At 62.9% G+C, this 23,463-nt stretch carries 20 protein-coding genes and 1 pseudogene; 4 read left to right on the top strand and 17 right to left on the bottom strand.

The window, feature by feature from the left end; translation table 11 throughout:
- Positions 1–71: 71 nt before the first annotated feature.
- Positions 72–713 carry a bifunctional 4-hydroxy-2-oxoglutarate aldolase/2-dehydro-3-deoxy-phosphogluconate aldolase gene (gene eda, locus B0G82_RS08910; protein ID WP_116139144.1) on the bottom strand — a complete coding sequence of 214 codons (642 nt, stop codon included), beginning with the start codon at positions 711–713 and terminating at the stop codon, positions 72–74.
- A gap of 87 nt (positions 714–800) precedes the next feature.
- Positions 801–2,711, bottom strand: coding sequence for a phosphogluconate dehydratase (gene edd / locus B0G82_RS08905; protein ID WP_121307175.1), 1,911 nt, complete (start codon positions 2,709–2,711; stop codon positions 801–803).
- 298 nt (positions 2,712–3,009) lie between these two features.
- Between edd and B0G82_RS08900 the strand changes: the two genes are divergently transcribed.
- Entirely contained in the window at positions 3,010–3,855 is an 846-nt protein-coding gene (locus B0G82_RS08900; protein ID WP_116118283.1) for a MurR/RpiR family transcriptional regulator, read from the top strand.
- Between the two features lie 69 nt (positions 3,856–3,924).
- On the opposite strand, the gene B0G82_RS08895 is transcribed toward B0G82_RS08900, so the two are convergent.
- The 3 genes and pseudogenes from B0G82_RS08895 to B0G82_RS39375 form a co-directional block, all read right to left on the bottom strand.
- Positions 3,925–7,602 (bottom strand): OmpA family protein, encoded by a 3,678-nt coding sequence (locus B0G82_RS08895; RefSeq protein WP_241974514.1) that lies wholly within the window; start codon positions 7,600–7,602, stop codon positions 3,925–3,927.
- Between the two features lie 10 nt (positions 7,603–7,612).
- Positions 7,613–8,178 (bottom strand): annotated as a pseudogene (locus B0G82_RS41200) (ESPR-type extended signal peptide-containing protein); the annotation flags it as partial.
- A complete protein-coding gene (locus B0G82_RS39375; protein WP_147439464.1) occupies positions 8,171–8,659 on the bottom strand; it encodes a hypothetical protein in 489 nt (162 codons plus the stop codon). The pseudogene B0G82_RS41200 and the gene B0G82_RS39375, both read right to left, overlap by 8 nt.
- A gap of 296 nt (positions 8,660–8,955) precedes the next feature.
- On the opposite strand from B0G82_RS39375, the gene B0G82_RS08890 reads away from it, so the two are divergent.
- Entirely contained in the window at positions 8,956–9,381 is a 426-nt protein-coding gene (locus tag B0G82_RS08890; protein WP_121307174.1) for a nuclear transport factor 2 family protein, read from the top strand.
- 306 nt (positions 9,382–9,687) lie between these two features.
- Positions 9,688–10,122, top strand: coding sequence for a nuclear transport factor 2 family protein (locus tag B0G82_RS08885; protein WP_158608133.1), 435 nt, complete (start codon positions 9,688–9,690; stop codon positions 10,120–10,122).
- Positions 10,123–10,217: 95 nt separating this feature from the next.
- Here B0G82_RS08885 and B0G82_RS08880 read toward each other — a convergent pair whose 3' ends face one another.
- From B0G82_RS08880 to B0G82_RS08830, 10 genes are all read right to left on the bottom strand, one after another.
- Positions 10,218–10,667 carry a hypothetical protein gene (locus B0G82_RS08880; RefSeq protein WP_121307172.1) on the bottom strand — a complete coding sequence of 150 codons (450 nt, stop codon included), beginning with the start codon at positions 10,665–10,667 and terminating at the stop codon, positions 10,218–10,220.
- A gap of 439 nt (positions 10,668–11,106) precedes the next feature.
- Positions 11,107–11,523 (bottom strand): CopD family protein, encoded by a 417-nt coding sequence (locus B0G82_RS08875; protein ID WP_121307171.1) that lies wholly within the window; start codon positions 11,521–11,523, stop codon positions 11,107–11,109.
- 161 nt (positions 11,524–11,684) lie between these two features.
- The gene (locus B0G82_RS08870; RefSeq protein ID WP_121307170.1) at positions 11,685–12,956 is read right to left on the bottom strand and encodes a glutamate-5-semialdehyde dehydrogenase; all 1,272 of its coding nucleotides are present in this window, start codon (positions 12,954–12,956) and stop codon (positions 11,685–11,687) included.
- Between the two features lie 242 nt (positions 12,957–13,198).
- Complete coding sequence (gene holA, locus B0G82_RS08865) at positions 13,199–14,317, bottom strand: DNA polymerase III subunit delta (protein WP_121307169.1); 1,119 nt, start codon at positions 14,315–14,317, stop codon at positions 13,199–13,201.
- 54 nt (positions 14,318–14,371) lie between these two features.
- A complete protein-coding gene (lptE, locus tag B0G82_RS08860) occupies positions 14,372–14,923 on the bottom strand; it encodes an LPS assembly lipoprotein LptE (protein ID WP_116118291.1) in 552 nt (183 codons plus the stop codon).
- Positions 14,924–15,014: 91 nt separating this feature from the next.
- A complete protein-coding gene (leuS, locus tag B0G82_RS08855; RefSeq protein WP_106285235.1) occupies positions 15,015–17,606 on the bottom strand; it encodes a leucine--tRNA ligase in 2,592 nt (863 codons plus the stop codon).
- A 453-nt stretch (positions 17,607–18,059) separates the two neighbouring features.
- A complete protein-coding gene (locus B0G82_RS08845; RefSeq protein WP_106285233.1) occupies positions 18,060–18,491 on the bottom strand; it encodes a biopolymer transporter ExbD in 432 nt (143 codons plus the stop codon).
- 25 nt (positions 18,492–18,516) lie between these two features.
- On the bottom strand, positions 18,517–19,233 hold the full coding sequence (locus B0G82_RS08840; RefSeq protein ID WP_116139122.1) for a MotA/TolQ/ExbB proton channel family protein: 717 nt from the start codon (positions 19,231–19,233) through the stop codon (positions 18,517–18,519).
- A gap of 77 nt (positions 19,234–19,310) precedes the next feature.
- Complete coding sequence (dapB, locus tag B0G82_RS08835) at positions 19,311–20,108, bottom strand: 4-hydroxy-tetrahydrodipicolinate reductase (RefSeq protein WP_121307168.1); 798 nt, start codon at positions 20,106–20,108, stop codon at positions 19,311–19,313.
- 176 nt (positions 20,109–20,284) lie between these two features.
- Entirely contained in the window at positions 20,285–21,115 is an 831-nt protein-coding gene (locus B0G82_RS08830) for an outer membrane protein assembly factor BamE (protein ID WP_121307167.1), read from the bottom strand.
- A 158-nt stretch (positions 21,116–21,273) separates the two neighbouring features.
- Between B0G82_RS08830 and fur the strand changes: the two genes are divergently transcribed.
- On the top strand, positions 21,274–21,702 hold the full coding sequence (gene fur / locus B0G82_RS08825) for a ferric iron uptake transcriptional regulator (protein ID WP_012434340.1): 429 nt from the start codon (positions 21,274–21,276) through the stop codon (positions 21,700–21,702).
- A gap of 120 nt (positions 21,703–21,822) precedes the next feature.
- Here the strand turns inward: fur and B0G82_RS08820 are convergent, their stop codons facing one another.
- Together B0G82_RS08820 and alc are read right to left on the bottom strand one after the other, a co-directional pair.
- Positions 21,823–22,335: an ureidoglycolate lyase gene (locus B0G82_RS08820; protein WP_199730070.1), complete on the bottom strand. Its 513-nt coding sequence runs from the start codon at positions 22,333–22,335 to the stop codon at positions 21,823–21,825.
- A 13-nt stretch (positions 22,336–22,348) separates the two neighbouring features.
- Positions 22,349–23,359 carry an allantoicase gene (gene alc, locus B0G82_RS08815; protein WP_121307165.1) on the bottom strand — a complete coding sequence of 337 codons (1,011 nt, stop codon included), beginning with the start codon at positions 23,357–23,359 and terminating at the stop codon, positions 22,349–22,351.
- Between the last annotated feature and the right edge of the window lie 104 nt (positions 23,360–23,463).

Raw genomic sequence — 23,463 nt, 5'->3', positions numbered from 1 at the left:
TGAACAGCTGTATCGACGAGGCTCCTTCGTGTCGGACCTTGATAAAGGGTTAACGAGCGCGCGGATTCAACCTAGTGAGCCGGCGCCGCCAGCTGGCTCGCGGCACGCGCCAGACGCGTGACCTCGTCCCAGTTTTGCGCGGCGAGCGCGGCTTTCGGCGTGAGCCATGAGCCGCCCACGCATACCACGTTCGGCAGCGACAGGAAATGCGTGGCCGTTTCCGCCGTGATGCCGCCGGTCGGGCAGAACTTCAGATTCGGGAACGGGCCGTGGAACGCTTGCAGCATCGGCACGCCGCCGGCTTGCTGCGCCGGAAAAAACTTCACGATCTCGTAGCCGAGCTCGAGCGCCGCGATGATGTCCGTCGGCGTCATCACGCCCGGCAGCAGGGGCAAGCCCGCATCCTGCGCGGCCTTGTGCATGTCTCTTGTCAGGCCGGGCGAGACGCCGAACTGCGCGCCCGCCTTCTTGGCCTGAGCGCAATGCTCGGGCTTCGTAATCGTGCCGACACCCACCACGATATCTTCGGCCAACTGGCTCGCGCGTTCGATCGCTTCAAGGCCTGCTGCGGTGCGCAAGGTGATTTCCAGCACCTTCACGCCGCCCGCGTGCAGCGCGCGCGACACGTGTTCACCCTGTTCGACCGAGTCGAACGCGAGCACCGGAATCACCGGGCCGAGGCGCACGATATCGCTTACTGTTTTCGACGTCATAGTCAGACTCCTTGTTCTGCAGCACTTGGCTGGCTTGAGTGGTGCTTGTTGGGTGCCGATTTGCTGCTTGCGTGCCGCTTGCGTGTTTCAGGTGTGCGCTTTGGCTTTTTCGCCGTGACGCGCAGCCTCGTGAGCATCGTGCGACGCTGCATGAGGCGCCGCGTGCTCGCCCACCATCGCGCCGAATACCGACGCACCCTGCTCCGCCGGCGCCGCCGCCGCGCGGAACACGCCAAACAGCTCACGGCCGAAGCCAACTTCGTTCGCCGCCTGATGCTGCGGCACGGCGCCCTGGCGCGCGCTCCATTCCGCCGCGTCGATTTCGATGTCGAGCACGCCGGCGTCGGCGTCGATCACCAGCATGTCGCCTGTGCGCACCTTGCCGATCGGCCCTTGCAGCAACGCTTCCGGCGACAGGTGAATCACCGCCGGCACCTTGCCCGACGCGCCGGACATGCGGCCATCCGTGACCAGTGCAACATGGAAACCTTGATCCTGCAACACACCGAGCAGCGGCGTCAAACGGTGTAATTCGGGCATGCCGTTTGCCCGCGCGCCCTGGAAGCGCACGACAGCGATGAAGTCGCGCTTCAACTCGTGCTTGTCGAACGCTTCCTGCACGGCTTCCTGCGAATCGAACACGATCGCCGGCGCCCTCACCTTGCGATGCTGCGCCGCCACCGCCGAAATCTTGATCACGCCGCGCCCGAGCTTGCCCTGCATCAGACGCAGGCCGCCGTCCGGCTGGAACGGTTCCTTGATGCCGCGCAGCACCGCGGTGTCTTCGCTCGCTGCCGCACCCGGCACCCATTGCAGCTTGCCGTCGATCAGCTTCGGCTCTTCGGTGTAGTGCTTGAGCCCCTTGCCTGCGACCGTGTTCACGTCTTCGTGCAGCAAGCCGCCTTCGAGCAGATTGCGCACGAGGAACGCGACGCCGCCGGCTGCGTGGAAGTGGTTCACGTCCGCCTTGCCGTTCGGATAGATTTTCGCGAGCAGCGGCACGGCTTGCGACAGCGTGTCGAAGTCGTCCCAGTCGATCACGATGCCCGCCGCGCGCGCAATCGCGACCAGATGCAGCGTGTGATTGGTCGAGCCGCCGGTCGCCAGCAACGCGACAATGCCGTTGACGATCGCCTTTTCGTCGACCACGTGGCCGATCGGCATGTAGTTGCCGCGCTCGACCGTCAGATCGAGCACACGGCGCGCGGCCTGCGCGGTCAGCGCATCGCGCAGCGGCGTATGCGGATGCACGAAAGCCGAACTCGGCAGATGCAGGCCCATGACTTCCATCAGCATCTGATTGCTGTTGGCCGTGCCGTAGAACGTGCAGGTGCCGTGACTGTGATACGCGGCGGCTTCCGCTTCGAGCAGCGCGCCGCGGTCGCATTGGCCGGTCGCGAAGAGTTGGCGCGTCTTGGCTTTGTCGTCATTGGACAGGCCGCTGCCCATCGGGCCCGCCGGCACGAAGATGGTCGGGATATGGCCGAATTGCAGCGCGCCGATCAACAGGCCCGGCACGATCTTGTCGCAGATGCCGAGGCACAGCGCCGCGTCGAACATGTTGTGCGTGAGCGCGACAGCCGTGCTCATGGCGATGACCTCGCGCGAGAACAGCGACAGCTCCATGCCCGCATTGCCTTGCGTGACGCCGTCGCACATGGCCGGCACGCCGCCGGCGAATTGCGCGACGCCGCCGTTTTCACGCGCGGCCTGCTTGATGATGTCCGGGTAGTTTTTGTACGGGGCGTGGGCCGACAGCATCTCGTTGTACGAGGACACGATGCCGATGTTCGGCTCGCGAATCTGCTTGATGACGAGCTTGTCGTTGCCTTCGAGGCCGGCGAAACCGTGCGCCAGATTGGCGCAGGAGAGCGCGCCGCGCGCCGGGAACTTGCCCTGCGCCTGGTGGATGCGGGCGAGATACGCCTCACGAGTGGGCTTGCTACGCTCGACCACGCGCTGCGTGACCTTCAACAATTGCGAATGCGGGGAAACCATCGGAGCTCCTTCGTCGCTGGCCTAAGACGCGCGGACGATGCGCGCGCGATGCCAGGTGGGTATCGCGGGGGCGTCGGGTCAACCGACAACGTCATGTTAGTAGAAAAACTACACGATCGCAATGTGGATTCTTGTTGCGGCGCCGCATCGACGAATCGGCAGAAGCCCTTTACTGGCCGCCCGCTGCCGTATTTCAGCAACACCCTAGGGAATACACCTACATGCGAAATGTAGTTTTTGTACTTTTCTGGCAATCAGCTATAGTCCACGCATTCTTCAGCATAGTGCGAGTTTTCCGATGATGCTGTCCCAAGTCGAAGAGATGCGCGAGCAGTTGCGGCCGTCCGAGCGCAAGCTGGCCGACTATGTGATCGAGTCGCCACGCGAGGTGCTCGATCTGTCGATGACCGAAGTCGCCGCCCGCGCGGGCGTCAGCCAGCCGACCATCGCGCGGTTCTGTCGCGCGCTGGGCTTTTCGGGGTTTCGTGAGTTCAAGATCCGGCTGGCGCAAGGTATCGCGTCCGGCGTGCCGACCGTCTATCGCGACGTGCGGCCGGACGAAGGTGCGTCCGGGCTGATCGCCAAAGTGTTCGACCGGACCATCGGCACGCTGATCGAGGTGCGCAACAGTCTGTCGCCGGACAGCATCGAAGCGGCCGTCGAACTGCTGGCGAACGCGGCGCGCATCGAGTTTTACGGCGCGGGCGGCTCGGGCATCGCCGCCCAGGATATACAGCACAAGTTCTTCCGGCTCGGCATGCCGAGCGTCGCGTACTCCGACCCGCACACGTATTCGATGTCGGCGGCGCTGCTCGAACCCGGCGACGTCGTCGTGGCGATTTCCAATACCGGCCGTACGCGCGACATCATCGATTCAGCGCGCTCCGCGCTCGCGCGCGGTGCCAAAGTGATTGCCATCACGCACGGCAGTTCGCCGCTCGCACGGGTCGCGAGCATTTGCCTGTTCTCGAACGTCGTGGAAGAAAACGACGTGTTTTCACCGATGACCTCGCGCATGTCGCATCTCGCGATCGGCGACATTCTGGCGGTCGGCGTGGCGCTCAGGCGCGGACCTGAACTCGTCGAAAGGCTCGGCCAGGCGAAAGGCGTGATCGGCCGGCTGCGCATCGACGGCGAGCCCTGAAGCGCCGGAATAGAAAAAAGGCCTGCGCGACGGCAGGCCTTTGATGGTCAAACTTTTGCGTCGCCCGATTTACTCGGCGAAGACGCGCACGTCGACACGACGGTTTTGCATACGACCTTCGGCGGTTGCGTTCGTGGCAACCGGATCAGCGCTGCCCATGCCCTTCGATGAGAACTGGTCGGCCTGAAGGCCACCGTCGCGCAGATAAGCGACGACAGCCGCGGCACGCGCTTCGGAGAGCATCCGGTTATGCGGCTCGGAGCCTGTCTTGTCGGTATAGCCGATCACGGTCACGCGACGAAGGTGTACTTCCTTGTTCACGCGCAAGAACTGGTCGAGATTGTTCACCTTTACGTCTTCCGACTGCAGCTGGCTCACGTTCACCGCGTCCGTGGCGTTCAGACCCGCTGCCACGTTCGTGATGCGACGTTCCTTACCCGCTGCGCCAACCGACACTTCACCGCCGAGCGCCGTCGCTGCCGAGATCGCCGAGCCGCCGGCCGGCGTGAAGCCTGCCGTCGTCAGCGTCGTCGAGTTCGCCACCGAGTTCGAGCCCAGTGCTACCGAGTTCGCCGTCGTTGCCGAGGCGTTGCCACCGATCGCCACCGCATCCGTGCCCGTTGCCGACGAATCCGCCAGCGTCGAGTTCGCATGGAAGTACTTGATGCCACCACCGTTGGTGATGTTGTTCACCACGTTGCTGATGTTGGTGACGTTGCCAGCGATGTTCGTCACGTTGCCCGACAGATTGCTGACGTTGTTGCTCAGGTTGTTCACGTTGTTGTTGACCGTGTTCACCTTCGCATCTTCCGACTGCAACTGGCTCACGTTCACTGCGTCCGTCGCTGCCGAACCGGCTGCCACGTTGGTGATACGACGTTCCTTGCCTGCCGAGCCCATCGACACTTCGCCATTGGCCGTCGAAGCCGTGCCCGACAGCGTGCCCGTGCCCGGGTTGTAACCCGCGGCCGACAGGTTCGCGGTCGTCGTCGAACCCGAACCCAGTGCTACCGAGTTGGCTGCCGAGGCCGAGGCCGCACCACCGATCGCCACCGCGTTCGTGCCGGTTGCCGACGAATCCGCCAGCGTCGAGTTCGTGTGGAAGTACTTGATGCCCGTACCGCCGTTGGTGATGTTGTTCACCACGTTGCTGATGTTGGTGACGTTACCCGCGATGTTGCTGACGTTGTTGCTCAGGTTGTTCACGTTGTTGTTGACCGTGTTCACCTTCGCATCTTCCGATTGCAACTGGCTCACGTTCACCGCGTCCGTCGCTGCCGAACCGGCTGCCACGTTGGTGATGCGACGTTCCTTGCCTGCCGAACCCACCGACACTTCGCCGTTGGCCGTCGAAGCCGTGCCCGACAGCGTGCCCGTGCCCGGGTTGTAACCCGCGGCCGACAGGTTCGCGGTCGTCGTCGAACCCGAACCCAGCGCCACCGAGTTCGCTGCCGAGGCCGAGGCCGCACCACCGATCGCCACTGCGTCTGTGCCCGTTGCCGACGAGTCCGCCAGCGTCGAGTTCGTGTGGAAGTACTTGATGCCACCACCGTTGGTGATGTTGTTCACCGTGTTACTAAGGTTGGTGACGTTGCCAGCGATGTTGGTCACGTTGCCGGCAATGTTCGACACATTCTGGTTCGTCGCATACAACTGCGAGCCGTTCACCGCGTCCGTGCTGGTCGCGCTCAGCGTGCCGGCGGCCATGTTGACCACCTTGCGCTGCGACGTGGACGAACCCACCGACACCGTATTATTGACATCAGCAACAGAGTTGGAGCCCAAAGCCACCGAGTTACTTCCCGACGCCGTCGTGCCCATGCCAAGTGCAGTTGCCGCGTAATTCGTGGCCGAGCTGTTCGCGCCAACGGCGGTGGTATAACCCCAGGTTAGCGCCCCCCCTTGGGCAAGCGCGTTTTCGCCGATCGCGACAGAGTAACCGGCGTTGGAGCCCATGCTATTGAGGGCGCCCGCCTTCGCATTGCCGCCCAGTGCGACCGACGATCCCCCACCGGCTTGCGCGCTAGTGCCAATAGCGATCAGGTCAACACCTGTGGAATCGGCAATAGGCGCGGTGTTCGCGCCGGTTCCCATCGCAATTCCGTTGGTGCCCGCTGCCACAGCGCCCCCGCCGATCGCCACCGCGTTCGTGCCCGTTGCCGATGAATCCGCCAGCGTCGAGTTCGTGTGGAAGTACTTGATGCCCGTACCGCCGTTGGTGATGTTGTTCACCACGTTGCTGATGTTGGTGACGTTACCCGCGATGTTGCTGACGTTGTTGCTCAGGTTGTTCACGTTGTTGTTGACCGTGTTCACCTTCGCATCTTCCGACTGCAACTGGCTCACGTTCACCGCGTCCGTCGCCGCCGAACCGGCTGCCACGTTGGTGATGCGACGTTCCTTGCCTGCCGAGCCCACCGACACTTCGCCGTTGGCCGTCGAAGCCGTGCCCGACAGCGTGCCCGTGCCCGGGTTGTAGCCCGCGGCCGACAGGTTCGCGGTCGTCGTCGAACCCGAACCCAGCGCCACCGAGTTCGCTGCCGAGGCCGAGGCCGCACCACCGATCGCCACTGCGTCTGTGCCCGTTGCCGACGAGTCCGCCAGCGTCGAGTTCGTGTGGAAGTACTTGATGCCACCACCGTTGGTGATGTTGTTCACCGTGTTACTAAGGTTGGTGACGTTGCCAGCGATGTTGGTCACGTTGCCGGCAATATTCGCCACGTTCTGGTTCGTCGCATACAACTGCGAGCCGTTCACCGCGTCCGTGCTGGTCGCGCTCAGCGTACCGGCGGCCATGTTGACCACCTTGCGCTGCGACGTGGACGAACCCACCGACACCGTATTATTGACATCAGCAACAGAGTTGGAGCCCAAAGCCACCGAGGTGCTTGCCGACGCCGTCGCGCCCATGCCAAGTGCAGTTGCCGCGTAATTCGTGGCCGAGCTGTTCGCGCCGATGGCGGTGGAAAAACCGTAGACTCCCGGCCCCGATTGGGCGAGCGCGTTTTCGCCAATCGCAACAGCGTAACCGGCGTTGGAGCCCATGCTATTGAGGGCGCCCGCCTTCGCATTGCCGCCCAGTGCGACCGACGATCCCCCACCGGCTTGCGCGCTAGTGCCAATAGCGATCAGGTCAACACCTGTGGAATCGGCAACAGGCGCGGTGTTCGCGCCGGTTCCCATCGCAATGCCGTTGGTGCCCGCTGCCACAGCGCCCCCGCCGATCGCCACCGCGTTCGTGCCCGTTGCCGACGAATCCGCCAGCGTCGAGTTCGTGTGGAAGTACTTGATGCCACCACCGTTGGTGATGTTGTTCACCGTGTTGCTGATGTTCGTGACGTTGCCAGCGATGTTCGTCACGTTGCCCGACAGATTGCTGACGTTGTTGCTCAGGTTGTTCACGTTGTTGTTGACCGTGTTCACCTTCGCATCTTCCGACTGCAACTGGCTCACGTTCACCGCATCCGTCGCTGCCGAGCCGGCTGCCACGTTCGTGATGCGGCGTTCCTTGCCCGCCGAACCCACCGACACTTCGCCGTTGGCCGTCGAAGCCGTGCCCGACAGCGTGCCCGTGCCCGGGTTGTAGCCCGCGGCCGATAGGTTCGCCGTCGTCGTCGACAAATAACCCAGCGCTACCGAGTTCGCTGCAGTTGCATTCGCCGACGTGCCCAATGCTGTCGAGTTTGCTGCCGTTGCATTCGCCGACGTGCCCACTGCTGTCGAGGCATTCGCTGTCGCAGAGGACATCGAACCGAGCGCCGTCGCGTTTAGCGCGGACGCTGTCGCGGTAGCACCGACGGCAGTTGATAAATTCGCCGAAGCTGTCGTGCTCGTACCCACTGCCGTGGAATCCGCCCCAGAAGCTAGCGCACCACCACCAAACGCCGACGCCCACGATTGCGTCGCAGATGCCCCGTAGCCAAAAGCTGCCGCGAAGGCGCTCGAGGAGTTCCCGGCGACCGCATTGACGCCGACCACGGTCGACTGGAATCCATATGCTTGCGCGTTCCCACCAATCGCCACGCCGTAGGTAGAGGAATTTAATGCGTTCACGCCGATGGCAATCCCTGTACCGCCGTCGTTAGTGTTGGTGGTCACTTTAGCACCCTGACCAATCGCTTCCTCCGTAGAAACCGCCACCGTCCCGCCGTCAAGGCCACCAGCCACGGCCGAGCCAGCGCCGATGAGCGCGCTCCCGCCAATCACAAGCGCCAACACGCTCTTTGCCGGCGAGGCGGATTTCTTCCGTCCCTTGGCCGTCTCCTGCGCAGCAACCCACGTCCCCGTCGATTCGTTCCAGACAGAGCGATATGTCTTATTCATTTGAAAATCCTGATGAAAATTGAAAAAAGTTGTTCACGCGTTCGTGCTTGCCGCGCGGCGATGCGTCGGTGAAGTTCTGACTGAGGCGTTCGGTAGCCGGTGGACAGAGCCAGGAAGAGAAGGACTGAAGCGCCAATTGATTTGAAATTCGCGGAATTGATGACCTGCGGCAGATTCCGAATCGCTCCCGCTTATCGGGGCGTCGTTCCAATATCAAAAATGCCTTTGACTGCGTTTTCTCTATGTATGAAACTTTATGACCGACGTCATCAGACCTTAATAAGAGCATTCCGAATTGAGAGATCACGCGGCAAGATTGACAAAAACTGTCTGGATTTTTTTCTTCGGCGAAACTCGACACAACGGCGAATTTTGTAAATGAAAGGTGTGGCGGCGGAGATTTCTGTTTTGATATTAAGAATTTTCCCAACGACACACCCATGCTTAGCGAGCACAAGGCGGAGGCCACGGCAAGATTCACGGAGGACCTAATAGGACTTGCTCGCGATGGACGGAGACAAAAACAGGACAATTCTTAATACGGCAAGCGAAATTCCTCGGGCACATTAGGAATTCGCTTATTTATATTGATGCAAAATAATCTAAAATTTTTACAAATGCCGCCCCCGTAAATCGAGAGCAAAGCATTCTCCTTCGATTTGCCGAAAGTCGGAATCGATTGCCGGCGGCGCAAAGTGATTGTTTTTTGCACAGCCGCTAGAGCAAAAACCACACGCTCTGCGCGCCGCCTCCCCTCACTTAATCGAGATAATCAGCATGAAAGCGCTCAACCGTTTGACCCTTGCCATTCTTTTGGCGTCCTCCCTCGCGTCCCCTGCGTTCGCATCAGATCAAGACGAAGCGACTCTGAAGGCAATGGAACAGACTTGGGCCACTGCGACCGCCAACACTGACCGCGTCGCGCTGGAGAAGCTGCTCGACGATTCTTTCGTCGACACGACCCCCAGCGGCTCGCACCGCAGCAAGTCCGACCTTCTGTTGGCGCCGCCGCCGCCGCCCGGCTCCACGCAAACCTTGATGGATATGGAAGTCCGCGTGAACGGCGACACCGCCATCGTCACCGGCATCAATCAATTCAGAGCAAACCGAGGCGCGCGGCCGGTGGACTATTCGTTTACCGACGTGTTCGTCCGTAAATCCGAAGGCTGGCGCGCGATCGCAGCACAAATGATTCGCAAGTGAAAAAACAAGGGCGGCCCGTGCGCCGCCCTTGTTGGCTTTGAAGGCACAGGAAGCGTGATCTTGCTCGCGCTTCTTTCATACGGTTGCGGAGCCATCCCGCCCGGTCGATGGGCCGGTGCCTCAGTAGTGAAATATGTCGGCCGGCTACTGCAAGCCACGTCAGGCAGCCGCGGTCTTCCAGTCACGACAGCCCCTGCGCGATACACCGCCTGACGATTCGCAGGCCGAATGTCATGGCTATTGGCCTGCGTCGCTGCAATGCGGACACGCGCTCGCGTGCCTACCGTCGATTCAATGGATGTGAATATGAAGCACCTCAGTTTCCTGGCCGCGATTGGCCTATCAACCTGCGTCCTCGCCTCCGGCCTGACCACCCAGCTGCAAGTCGAAAACAAGCTCGTCCTCATGGAGCAAGCATGGGTCGATGCCGCCATTCGCGGCGATCGCGCGGCGCTCGATCAGTTGCTCGACGACTCCTTCGTCGAGACGATGCCTAACGGCGCACGCCGCACCAAAGCCGATCTCCTGGTCGCGCCCACGCTGCCGCCCGGTTCGGCGCAGACGCTCAGCGAACTGAAGGTGCGTGTCTTCGGAAATGTCGCCATGGTGTCCGGCGTCAATCACTACACGCCGGGCGCGGGCATCAAAGCGACCGATTACGCTTTCACTGACGTGTACGTCCGCCGTGGCGACGCATGGCGTGTGGCGGCGTCGCGCACGGCACGCGAGGCCAGCGCCTAAGCGCTTAAGTGGTGCGTCACCGGCCGTGAGTCATCAATCAGGAAGCGCGAATCCTTCGCGCCTCTTTGATTGCTGGAGCGGATCCGCAGTCCGTCTCAGGGCACCGGCACGGTGGCGACTGGATCGGCCGCCCCTTGTGCTGGCTTGCGCGTCATCGCGGCACCCACTTCAGCGACCGGTTCGCCCCTGTCCGCATCCCGTGTCGCATCGGCAAGCAACTTCGCCGCCGCACTCGCCGTAATCCGCCGATGCGCAATCCCCCGCGCATCGAGTGCAATCACCTGATACAGTTCGCGGTCGCGTTCCACTTCGCGCTCATACTCTTCGCACGTCTCCACCAGCAATTCGAGCAGCACTTGTCGGCTGCGTCGCTCGTGGTTCGTCAATGCAGGACTCCTATATATTGAGGTCGCAAGCGTGGCCAGTCGGCTGAGTTGAGTCAACTGCCGTTCGCATGAACCGAATGCCGACAAGGCGAGCTTTTCGTACTGCAGGGCATCAACGGGTGGGCGCGAGGCCGTTTGTTTTTTGGTGGACTTGCTCATGGTGCGATCTCCCTAAGACTTGCTGGATCGCCCGACACTCGCTTGCAAGGAGGGTGAGCGGGCACGTAGCGAAGTTGACAGACCGGGCTTGAAACAATCCGGCGAGCCTTGCGGCTCCTCCACCACAGCCCGCCCATAGAAAATACAGACGTGCAGAGATAGACGCACGACCCGCCTGGACGGGTGTGCGGTTTCAAGCGCGAGCTGTCAAACTCGACCACCGGTTGTTGCCGATGGTCTGCAAATTATAGATCACCCAACACGCCCATCGGCCGTCCCAATATAGGCTAACAACCGCACTGGCCATTCGGCCTAAGACACCGCGTCATCATCCAGCGCTGCAAAACAAAAAAGGGCGGTTTGCCGAACACCTCAGCAAACCGCCCTTCTACAAAATCAAAAGCCCTAACCCAAACAACCCACCCAACCACCCGCAGCCCTAAAACGGCTTGATCACCACCAACGCCACCGCCGCCAACATCCCCAGCACCGGCAACTCGTTGAACATCCGATACCACTTATCCGTCCGTCGATTCTCGCCGCGCTCGAACGTCCGCAGCAGCACACCGCAATAGGCGTGGTAAATCAAAAGCAGCACCACCACGCCAACCTTGGCGTGAATCCATCCCTGCCCGCGCCCAATGCCGATTCCCAGCCACAACCAGAGCCCGCACGCCAGCGCCGGCACGGCAATGAACGTCATGAAGCGGAACAGCTTGCGCGCCATGGTCAACAGACGCGCCGTCGCCGCAGGTTCCGTTTCCATCGCCAGATTGACGAAGATGCGCGGCAAATAGAACAGGCCGGCAAACCAGGAAGCCACCAGCACAATGTGAAACGTCTTGATCCAGAGCATCTGGCTCCTCGGGTTGCGGGTGAATTGTTATGCGGAGCGGCGGCGGTTATGCCGGTCGCGCATCGCGACACAAGGCGATCGAGGATCGCGGCAATGACAGGATGCAGCGAGAAACGGTTACGTGGCCGCATTCCACAGCCACGCTGCCCACCGCGTTCGCGTTATTGGCGCCCTTCACCATGCCCAAGCACGACGTACTTGAGCGACGTCAGCCCTTCCAGTCCCACCGGGCCACGCGCGTGCAGTTTGTCGTTGGAAATGCCGATTTCCGCGCCCAGTCCGAACTCAAAACCATCGGCAAAACGCGTCGACGCGTTGACCATCACACTCGCCGAATCCACTTCGCGCAGAAAGCGCATCGCGCGGTCGTGGTCTTCAGTGACGATCGCATCCGTGTGATGCGAGCCGTACTCGTTGATGTGCCCGATTGCCTCATCGATCCCGTCCACGACCTTGATCGCCAGCACAGGCGCGAGATATTCGGTGCGCCAGTCTTCTTCCGTCGCGTCGACCAGAGGCGCCACGCCCGCGTCTTCGAGCACCTTGCGCGCCGCCGCATCCACGCGCAGTTCCACCTCTTTTTCGCGATACAGCCTGCCGAGCGCCGGCAGCACTTCAGCCGCGATGCCGCGCGCGACCAGCAGCGTTTCCATCGTGTTGCAGGTGCCGTAGCGGTGCGTCTTCGCGTTGTCGCAGACGGCGAGCGCCTTCGGAATATCCGCGCGGCCGTCGACATACACGTGGCAAATGCCGTCGAGGTGCTTGATCATCGGCACGCGGCCTTCTTCCATCAGGCGCGCGATCAAACTCTTGCCGCCGCGCGGCACGATTACGTCGACGTATTCCGTCATGGTGATCAGCTTGCCGACCGCGGCGCGGTCCGGCGTCGCGACCACCTGCACGGCTTCCTGCGGCAGGCCCGCCCTTTCCAGCCCTTCGCCGATCAGTTTCGCCAACGCCGTGTTGCATTCGAGCGCTTCTGAACCGCCGCGCAGAATCGTCGCGTTGCCGGACTTCAGGCACAGCGCCGCGGCGTCGATGGTCACGTTCGGCCGCGATTCGTAAATGATGCCGACTACGCCGAGTGGCACGCGCATCTGTCCAACCTGAATGCCGCTTGGCCGAAACTTCAGATTGCTGATCTCGCCGATCGGATCGGCCAACGCGGCAACCTGCCGCAAGCCTTCCACCATCGTTTTGAGCGCTTTGTCCGAGAGCGTCAAGCGGTCGATAAACGCGGCGTCGTGACCTTTGTCGCGAGCCCGCGCGAGATCGCGCGCATTGGCTTCTTTCAGCAACGCGGCGTCGCGCTCGATCGCCTCGGCAACAGCGGCAAGCGCAGCGTTCTTCGCCGCCGTCGACGCCCGCGCCATCGCCCGCGATGCCCGGCGGGCGCGGCGACCGAGGTCGGTCATGTACTGGTCGATATCCATGGTGAGTCTCGTGGTGCCGCGCACGCCGAGGTGCAGCGGACAGGCAGAATTAGCGAAAGATCAAACGATTGTAAGTCGGGCCAGGCCGCTTTGCTTACCGCGGTGAAGCGCGTTAGCCGATTGGCCAGGCCTTCATGCGACGAAAACGACGAAACAGCGACGGCTAGCGGTCCGCGAACATCGGCGCGAGCGGCGCGGTTTTCAGAACCAGCCGGCCGCAAGACCAGCTCCCACGCCAGCCCTCAGACCGGCCGCCGCGCCGACGCCGCCGCCGAGCTGCGAGGTCGCGCCGGCGGCACGGCTGACGTTTTTGGCGCGGCCACCGTCATGGCGAGTTCGAACAGGCCGTCCCACGGATCGGGCGGCGGATCGTTGCGATGACTGCCCGGCGTGCCGCCCGACAAACCCTTTACCTGCCGGTCGAGCCTGGCGGCCAGCGCGAGCGCCTTTTCCAGCGCGCCTTCAGTGACACGCGACAGCGCGGGCCCGATCAACCGTTCACGCGGACCCCACACGCGGTTCTCGCGCACCAGCACCGCCAGCGGCTTGCCGGCCGCCGCGCCGCGCTTGATGCGCAGCAGCGTGCGTACTTCTTCGACCACCGCCCACAGCACCAGCACTGCGGCCTCGCCTTCGCCACGCAAGCCGTCGAGCATGCGCGACAACCGGCCGACGTCGCCCGCCAGCATCGCTTCGTTCAGCTTGAAAACATCGTAACGGGCGACGTTGAGCACGGCGTCCTGAACCTGTTCGAAGCTCAACGAACCCGCCGGATACAGCAGCCCGAGTTTCTGAATTTCCTGATGCGCGGCGAGCAGATTACCTTCCACGCGCTCGGCGATAAACGCGAGCGCGCGCCGCCCTTCTTCGCCTGCGGCAACCCGCTGACCCTGCGTTGCAAGCCGCTGCCCAACCCAATTCGGCAACTGCGCGCGCTCGACCGGATCGATTTTCAACGCGACACCCGCCTCGGACAAAGCCGTGAACCACGCCGACTTCTGCGTGGCCGCGTCGAGCCGCGGCAGCGTGACCATGGTGAGCACGTCGTCATTGACGGCAGCGGCGAGCGCTTTCAGCGCTTCCGCGCCTTCCTTGCCGGGTTTGCCGGACGGAATGCGCAACTCGACCAGTTGGCGGTCGCCGAATAGCGACATCGACTGGCTCGCGCCCAGCAACGAACTCCAGTCGAAGCCGCGCTCCACAGTGAACACCGAGCGGTCGGTAAAGCCGGCCGCGCGCGCCGTGGCGCGAATGCGATCGCACGCTTCCTGCGCGAGCAGGTGCTCGTCGCCGTACACGACGTACAGTCCGGCGAGTCCTTTGGCGAGATGCGCTTCGAGCGCGTCAAGTCGCAGTTGCATGGCTACCGATCGGCGAGGTTGAACAAAGACGGCAATTCGAACGAATGGTGCGACTCACAGCGGCGGCGGCGGCAATGGCGCGCGCGGCGCAACCGAGGGCACTTCCTCGCCCGGCGCCGGATGCATCGAGCGCACGACAGCCAGACGGCGCGTGAGCTGGTCGATCGCGTCTCTTTCCATGTCGTCGAAGAGAATGTTGCTTTCGGAGGCTTTCGCTTGCGAGAACTGATCGCTATAGGTCATTGCGCGGTTCAGCGCGATCACGCTCGGCGGAATCAGCAGCGTGCCGTCCTTGGCCGTCAGCGAATAGTTCATGTTGAGATTCAATTGATACTCTTCGACCACACCCAGCGAGTTCAGCGTCAGCGTGCCGATGCCGCGGCCTTCGGTGATCTGCAACGTGGCGTCGGCATTCGCGACCGACGTGACCACCACCGTGTCGCTGCCGCCTTCCACGATACGCGCGAGACGCGCGCCCGCCGCCGCGGAACCGCCGGCGATATAGAGGCGTTTGAATGCGTAGTCCTGCTGGCCGCGCAACTGGAAGCCGCAAGCGGTCAACATCAATACGCTGCAAGCCAGCGTCAAAAACGATCTGCGAGTCACATTGGCTCCTGGTTCGCAGTAGATTCCGCAGCGCGGACAAGCGCCGCCATGCGCGGCGGCGTCCTGCCTGCTGTCATGTCTTCGTCGATGCTCACACGACCACGTTCACGAGGCGTCCCGGCACCACGACGATCTTCTTCGGCGCCTTGCCTTCGCTGAACTTCGCAACCATGTCATGCGCGGCCGCGAGCTGTTCGATCGATTCGCGCGAGGCGTCTTTCGCCACCGTGATCGCGCCGCGCACCTTGCCGTTCACCTGCAGCACGAGTTCGATCTCGGACTGCTCCAGCGCTTGTTCGTCGACCTTCGGCCACGGCGCGTCGAGCAGCGAGCCGAGTTCGTCGGCGTAACCGAGTTCCTGCCACAACTGGAACGTAAGGTGCGGCACGACCGGATACAGCACGCGCAGCATCACGCTGCACGTTTCGCGCAGCACGGCCGGCCGGGCGCCCTTCGCGCTGTCGAGCGCGTTGAGCATCTTCATGGCGGCCGACACCACCGTGTTGTACTGCAGACGCTGGTAGTCGAAGTCGGCCTGCTTGAGCACGCTGTAGATCTCGCGGCGCAGCGTCTTTTCGACATCGCTAAGTTGGGCGGCGTCGAACGTGCCGCCTTCGCGCAATGCGGCTTCATTCGCCTGACTGAAGCTCCACACGCGGCGCAGGAAGCGGCTCGCGCCTTCCACACCCGAGCCGGACCATTCGAGCGACTGCTCGGGCGGTGCGGCGAACATCACGAACAGACGCGCGGTGTCCGCGCCATGCTGATCGATCAGCAATTGCGGATCGACGCCGTTGTTCTTCGACTTCGACATTTTCTCGACGCCGCCGAGCACCACCGGCTGACCGTCCTCATTCAGGACGGCGCCGACCGGGCGGCCCTTGTCGTCGAACGAAACGGTCACGTCGGCCGGGTTGTACCAGGTCTTCTTGCCCGCTTCGTTTTCGCGGTAATACGTTTCGTTGAGCACCATGCCCTGCGTGAGCAGGTTCCTGGCCGGCTCGCTGAATTTGACGAGGCCCATGTCGCGCATCACCTTCGCCCAGAAGCGCGAATACAAGAGGTGAAGAATCGCGTGTTCGATCCCGCCGATGTACTGATCCATCGGCGCCCAGTAGTCGGTGCGCTCGTCGACCATGGTCTTCGCATCCGGCGACGCGTAGCGGTAGAAGTACCACGACGAATCGACGAACGTGTCCATCGTGTCGGTTTCGCGTTTGGCCGCGCCGCCGCAGGTCGGGCAGGTGCAGTTCACAAACGCTTCCGACTTGGCGAGCGGATTGCCCGTGCCGTCCGGCACGAGGTCTTCCGGCAGCACCACCGGCAGATCTTTTTCCGGCACCGGCACGTCGCCGCAAGTCGGGCAGTGGATGATCGGAATCGGCGTGCCCCAGTAACGCTGACGCGACACGCCCCAGTCCCGCAGACGCCACGTGATCTGTTTGTCGCCGAGGCCGAGTTCCTTCAGGTCCGCGGCGATCTGGTCGACCGCTGCTTCATAGCCAAGGCCGTCGTACTTGCCGCTGTTGATCAGCGTGCCGGTCTTGTCGGCGTACCATTCTTGCCAGACATCGGTCGAGTATTCCTTGCCTTCAACCGCAACCACCTGCTTGATCGGCAGACCGTATTTCTTCACGAATGCGAAGTCGCGCTCGTCGTGCGCCGGCACGCCCATCACGGCGCCTTCGCCGTAGCTCATCAGCACGTAGTTGCCGATCCACACTTCGATCTGTTCCTGCGTCAGCGGATGCGTGACGTAGAAGCCGGTGGCCATGCCCTTCTTTTCCATGGTCGCGACGTCGGCTTCAGCAACGCCGCCGCGCTTGCATTCCTCGATGAAGGCCTGCAATTCCGGCTTGTCTTTCGCGAGACGCGTGGCGAGCGGATGCTCGGCGGCGATCGCGCAGAAGGTGACGCCCATGATCGTGTCGGCGCGCGTGGTGAACACGCGCAGCAGCTTCTGTTCGCCGTCGATCTCGTACGGGAAGCCGAAGTTCACGCCGAAGCTCTTGCCGATCCAGTTCTGCTGCATGATCTTGACGCGCTCGGGCCAGCCGAGGCCTTCGAGGTCGTTCAGCAGTTCGTCCGCGTACTGCGTGATGCGCATGTAGTACATCGGGATTTCGCGCTTTTCGACGAGCGCGCCCGAACGCCAGCCGCGGCCGTCGATCACCTGCTCGTTGGCGAGCACGGTCTGGTCGACCGGATCCCAGTTGACGGTGCCGGTTTTCTTGTACGCGATGCCCTTTTCCAGCATCTTCAGGAACAGCCACTGGTTCCACTTGTAGTAGTCCGGGCTGCACGTGGCGACTTCGCGCGACCAGTCGATCGCGAGGCCCATGGACTGCATCTGCTTCTTCATGTAAGCGATGTTGTCGTAGGTCCATTTCGCGGGCGGCACGTTGTTGGCCATCGCGGCGTTTTCCGCCGGCATGCCGAATGCGTCCCAACCCATCGGCATCAGCACGTTGTAGCCGTTCATCCGCAGATAGCGGTACATCACGTCGTTGATCGTGTAGTTGCGCACGTGACCCATGTGCAGCTTGCCCGACGGGTACGGCAGCATCGAGACGCAATAGAACTTGGGCTTGTCGGTGGTTTCCGTCGACTTGTACGCGTCGATGGCGCGCCATTGCCCTTGCGCGGCGGATTCGACGTCGGAGGGAACGTATTTTTCGTGCATGGTGTGATGGGATCGCTGGGTCGGTGCTTTCGCACCGGCCGCTTGGTGCTCTGCTGGATGAATTGGCGTCGTTTCCCCTTCGGCGGGGGAAAGGGCTGATTATACCGTCCGCGGACGGGTCCGCCGCGCGGCGTGCTGCATGCGACGGCTTGGCTTGGCTTGGCTTGGCTTGGCTTGGCTTGGCTTGGCTTGGCTTGGCTTGGCTTGGCTTGGCTTGGCTTGGCTTGGCTTGGCTTGGCTTGGCTTGGCTTGGCTTGGCTTGGCTTGGCTTGGCTTGGCTTGGCTTGGCTTGGCTTGGCTTGGCTTGGCTTGGCTTGGCTTGGCTTGGCTTGGCTTGGCTTGGCTTGGCTTGGCTTGGAAAGTATTTGTGGCGCGCGGCGTGAAAAGCAACTCGCACGCGATCGGAAAGCGCGACGGCCTCAAAAGCCGCCTGTTCCGCCAATTCCCGCGCCGCTAAGGCTTTGCAGCCGGCGGCGGCGGGTCGGTGACAAAACCGATCCGTTCGAGGCCGGCCTGCTGCGCCGCGCCCATCACCTGCGCGATCACCTCGTAGCGCGTGGAGCGCTCGGCGCGCAACTGGATCTCCGGCTGATCGCTCTGCTTGCCCGCTTGCGCGAAGCGCGCGCGCATCTGCTCGAGCGTGATCACGCTGCCGTCCCAGTAGAGCTTGCCGGCGGCGTCGATGGAAAGAGAAATGGTTTGCGGCGTCTGGCGCGCGGGCGCGGCCGCGACCTTCGGCAAATCGAGCCGGATCGCGTGCGTGAATAAAGGCGCGGTAATGATAAAAATCACCAGCAGCACCAGCATGACGTCGATCAGCGGCGTCATGTTGATCTCGGCCATGGGCGCGGCCGTCTGTTTTTTCTCGAGTCCGCCGAATGCCATACCGCCTCCTTCCGCCCGAGCGCGCTTAGTGGGTTGGAGCCTGCTGGGCCCGCGCCGGCGCCTGCGTGTGGCCCTGCTCCGCCGGTGCGCACACGTAGGCGTGCAGGTCGTGCGCGAAGCCGTCGAGTTCCTCCGACAACTGCCGCACCATACGCCCGAGCACGTTATAGGCGAGCACTGCCGGAATCGCCACCACAAGGCCGAAGGCGGTCATGATGAGCGCTTCGCCGACCGGCCCGGCGACGTTTTCGATCTGCGCCTGACCGCTCGCCGCGATGCTGCCGAGCGCGTGATAAATGCCCCACACGGTGCCGAGCAGGCCGACGAACGGCGCCGTGCTGCCCACCGAGGCCAGCAGCACCTGGCCGAATTCGAGCCGCCGCTGGGACACGTTGAGCGCCTGACGCAACGCCCGCAGCACTCGCTCGCCGCGTTCGACACGCGCGAGCAGTGCGCCCGGAATATCCACTTCAGACGCATGCAGCGCCGCTTCGGCCAGCGGCGTGAAGACGCGCTCGCGGTCCGCGCGCTTTAACGCCGCGACGCCTTCAGACAACGTGGGCGCCTGCCAGAAGAGCGCAATAGCGCGCGTGGCCTGGCGCTTGGCGCGCGTAAGAACCCAGCTTTTGACGATCAGAAAGCACCAGCTCGCAATCGACATGGCCAGCAACACGTACGCGACGCCATGCGTGATGGCATCGCTGGTTTGCAGGTAATGGATGATGCCGCTGCTGCCTGCCATCTGACCTCGCCATGGAGTTGTGATTTCAGGGGCGCGAACACGAGGCGCGATGCCCCTGAAGTTCGCTCAGGAAACGCTCAGCGCAGACCGAGCACGTCCTGCATGTCGAAGAAGCCGGTTGCGTGGCCTTCGAGGAAACGCACAGCACGAAGCGCGCCTTGTGCATACGAGAGACGGCTCGCCGATTTGTGCGTGATTTCGATGCGCTCGCCGATGCCCGCGAACAGCACCGTATGGTCGCCGACGATATCGCCACCGCGAATCGCCGAAAAACCGATCGTGGACGGGTCGCGTTCGCCGGTCACGCCTTCGCGGCTGTAGACCGCGCAGTCGTCGAGATTGCGGCCGAGCGCGTTGGCAATCACCTCGCCCATGACCAGCGCCGTACCGGACGGCGCGTCGACCTTGTGACGATGATGCGCGTCGATGATTTCAATGTCGTAGCCGGTCGCGAAATGCCTGGCCGCGAATTCGAGCAGCTTCAGCGTGACGTTCACGCCCACGCTCATGTTCGCCGAGAACATGATGGCGATCTTGTCCGCCGCGCCGCGCAGTTGCGCCTTCTGCTCGTTGTCGAAGCCGGTCGTGCCGATCACCATTTTGACGTTGTGACGCTGGGCCGCTTCGAGATGCATCAGCGTGCCTTCAGGGCGCGTGAAGTCGATCAGGTAATCGGATTCGGCGAACACGCGCTCGATGTCGTCGGTCAGCACAACGCCTGTCTGTTTGCCCAGAAATGCGCCGGCGTCCTGACCGAGTTGCGGAGAGCCCGCGCGGTCGAGCGCACCGGACAGCGTGGCGCCGGAATCGTTAAGGACTGTTTCGATGAGCATGCGGCCCATACGGCCCGATGCGCCAGCAATGGCAATTTTCATGGCTACGAGGGTTCGAAAGGCAAAACCCGGCAAGGCGGGCAAAAGCGGCGGCGGGCAGCACACCCAGGCGCCGCGCATGACTGAAAAACGAAGAACCGGACGCACGCTTTGCGCGGTGCGGTTGCCCGCGCGCAGCGCCTGTCTTAACAGCCTGTCTTAACACACGGACAGCGCGATTAGCCGCCCGTTCCCGAAGCCGGAGAAGAGGTCAGCGGCGCGTTGTGCGTCGGGCCGCTGTTGCTGCTCTGCGGGCCCGTCGGTCCAACCGGATTGCTGTTGTCCGTACCCGGATTTTGCGGCGGAGGCGGACGGTGGAACTGGAACTGCGGCTGACCCGCGGCCGTCGGGCTCTGTTGCGGAATGCCGCCGCCGTTGGCGGTCGGCGCGCTCGGCACGCTCGGACGCGCATTGGGCGACAACTGCACCGCATTGGTCGCACGATTGGCGGCTTGCGCGGCTTCGGCGTTGGCGTCCGTGGACGGAACGCCCGCTGCGGAAGCGCCGGCGACGGCCGGCGAGCGCGTGGTGTCGAGCGTGGCCGGCGCGGTTGCAACAACCGGCGCGCTCGCCTCGCTGGCGCCAGCGGCCACGGCCGCCGCGGCCTTCTTCTTGCCCAGCTTGTCGCCGTCGATTTCAGCCAGCAATTCAAGGTTGGACGGCAGATCTTCGCCACCCGACCAGCTGGCGACACGGTCGCCCGCGAACATCACTACGAAGTCGCGCTGCTGAACGACGCTCGTCGAGCCGCGCTTGAAATAGAACACGTAGTCCCAGCGATCGGCGTGGAACATGTCGGTCAGGAGCGGCGTGCCGAGCAGTTGCTTGACCTGCGCGCGGGACAAGCCGACCTGCATCTGTGCAGCCGCTTCTTTCGAGACGAAATTGCCTTGCACCACTGTAATGCGGTACGGCGTGATGCTTTGGGCAATACGCTGTGTCAGGCTGTCGTACGTGGAACATCCGGCAAGAACCGCGACAGTCGCAACAGCGATCAAGGTACCCCGCATGCGGCTCCCCCGGTAGATCAATTGAGATTTTGAAATCATTTCACTCACCGTGCGGGCCCGCTGACGAGCCGCGCGAGTTTCATTCCATCGAAGATGACCAGAACGGCAAAAACACATTACTATGAGAGCCCAGCATTGTACTCTAGGGATCCCTTGTCATGACCAATCCAACCGATCTCAAGAATATCGGGCTCAAGGCGACCCTTCCGCGCCTCAAAATCCTTGAGATTTTTCAGCACAGCCCGGTGCGCCACCTGACGGCCGAAGACGTGTACCGCAATCTGCTGCACGAAGAACTCGATATCGGTCTTGCAACCGTATATCGCGTGCTGACGCAATTCGAGCAGGCGGGTCTGCTCTCGCGCAGCAATTTCGAGTCGGGTAAGGCGGTGTTCGAACTGAACGAAGGGTCGCACCACGACCACCTCGTATGCCTCGATTGCGGGCTCGTCGAAGAGTTTTTCGACTCGGAAATCGAGAGCCGTCAGCAGTCCATCGCGAAAGAGCGCGGCTTCAAGCTGCAGGAACACGCTCTGGCCCTGTACGGCGCCTGCACCAAGGAGAATTGCCCGCATCGCAAGCATTGATGCGGCGCCGGCCGCGCCGGGGTGCGCGGTGCGGGCGGGCAGAAAAAGACCCGGCGGATGCGAATCGGCCGGGTCTTTTTGCATCTGCGCGGTGATTTTGCGGGAAGGCTTTTTACGACCCTATTCCACCAACTCGGCGCTCGCTTCAAACGTGAGCCGCCACGGCTCTGCCAATGACAATTCGTCGCAATTAGGCTGCTCGCCGCCACGATCCACCACCACGAAATCGCTCACCCGATCGAGCGCGAGCAACGGGTGATGCCAGACGCCTTTCGCGTAGTTCACGCCCTGCCACGCGTCGGTCCAGAAGGCGCGCATCTGCGCCGGATCGAACTCGCCGGCCGGCGCGACGACCACCAGATAACGCCCCGCGGTTAAGGGAATGAAAGCCTGGCTGCCGAGCGGATGCCGCTCCATCATCGTGATTTCGACCGGCAGCGCGCGCGGCTGCGCGCGGAACAGGTTGATCAGCGGCCGCCCGCCATACTCCGTCACGTCGACGCTGGCCAGATCGTGATAACGCTCGGTCGTGCCGCCGTTGATAGCGAAATGCCGCGCGCCGTCCAGTTCGATCACGTCGCCGAACGGCGCGAAGGCCGCGCGCGTGAGGCGTTCCATCTGCAATGTCTTCATCGACGCCACTCCGCTATGCGATTTCGCCCCATAGGCGTAGGCGCGACACGCCGCCGTCAGGAAAGATATTGAAACGAACGTGGGTGACCGGGCCCGGCGAGGCGAGGTTGTCCGCGAAGGTGTGGACGTGGTCCATCTGCAGCTTCTGTTCGTCGAGCAGCACCGGCCAGAACATTGCCTGCGTGACGAGCGAATCGTCCGTGCCGCCCGTCACCGACGCGGCTTGCAGCGAACAACGGTCCGGGAAGTTGCCCTTGAAGTGCGCCGTATCCACTTCGATCTTGCGGATCACGCCGGGCCGCGCCAACGCGACGATCGCCCAGTCGTTGCCCGGCTCGCGACGGCGCCGCGTTTCCCAGCCGTCGCCCATGTTGACGCCGCGGCCCGGCATCAGCATCTGCGAGGCCGGCCCGAAGTGCTGGTTGTTCGCCGCGACCAGGTACGCGCCGTTCTCGATCGCTGCCAGATCCAGCAGCGTGCCGCGCTCCACGCGCTCCCAATCGCGCTTCGGCTGACCGTACACGCGCAGGCGTGCGAGGCCGCCATCCGGATACAGATTCACGCGCAGATGGGTGAAAGCGCGCGCGTCGTTCACGTCGACGTAATGATGTTCATTGCCCTGCAGCGTGGTGGCCGGCACGAGGGTTTGCCAGTCCGCGTTATCGGCCGGCACGTCGCCGTCCGCGTAGCAGGCGTCGATGGACGCGGCCGGCGGGAAGTTGCCGGTGAAGTGGCTCGTATCGAGATCGACGCCATGCACGACGCCCGGGTGCGCGAGGCGGATCACGCAGTAGTCGTGGCCGGTGGTGCGCTTGCGGCGGGTTTCCCAGCCGTCCATCCATTTGCCGTGATCGTCGTATTTACCGGGGATGAACACCGCCGGCTGCGGCTCCAGCATGCGTTCCTTCGGCGCGAAGAATTCGTCGCTGGCGAAGAGCGCCTTCGCACCCAGACGCGGGTCGGCGAGGTTCATGTAGCGACGGGTGAAGGCAGGAGCGTTGGGGTCGAGGATCGGATTGGCCATGGTCGTCTAGTCTCGGTCAGGCAGCGAAAAGGTGAAGGAGAGCCGGCATTCTTCAGATCTGCCGGCGCTGGGAGCGCGCTGCAATGGCGCGCGGTTTCTAATGA

The sequence above is a fragment of the Paraburkholderia sp. BL17N1 genome (assembly GCF_003634175.1).
GTDB lineage: Bacteria > Pseudomonadota > Gammaproteobacteria > Burkholderiales > Burkholderiaceae > Paraburkholderia.
This window is presented reverse-complemented; position numbering and strand designations above follow the sequence as displayed.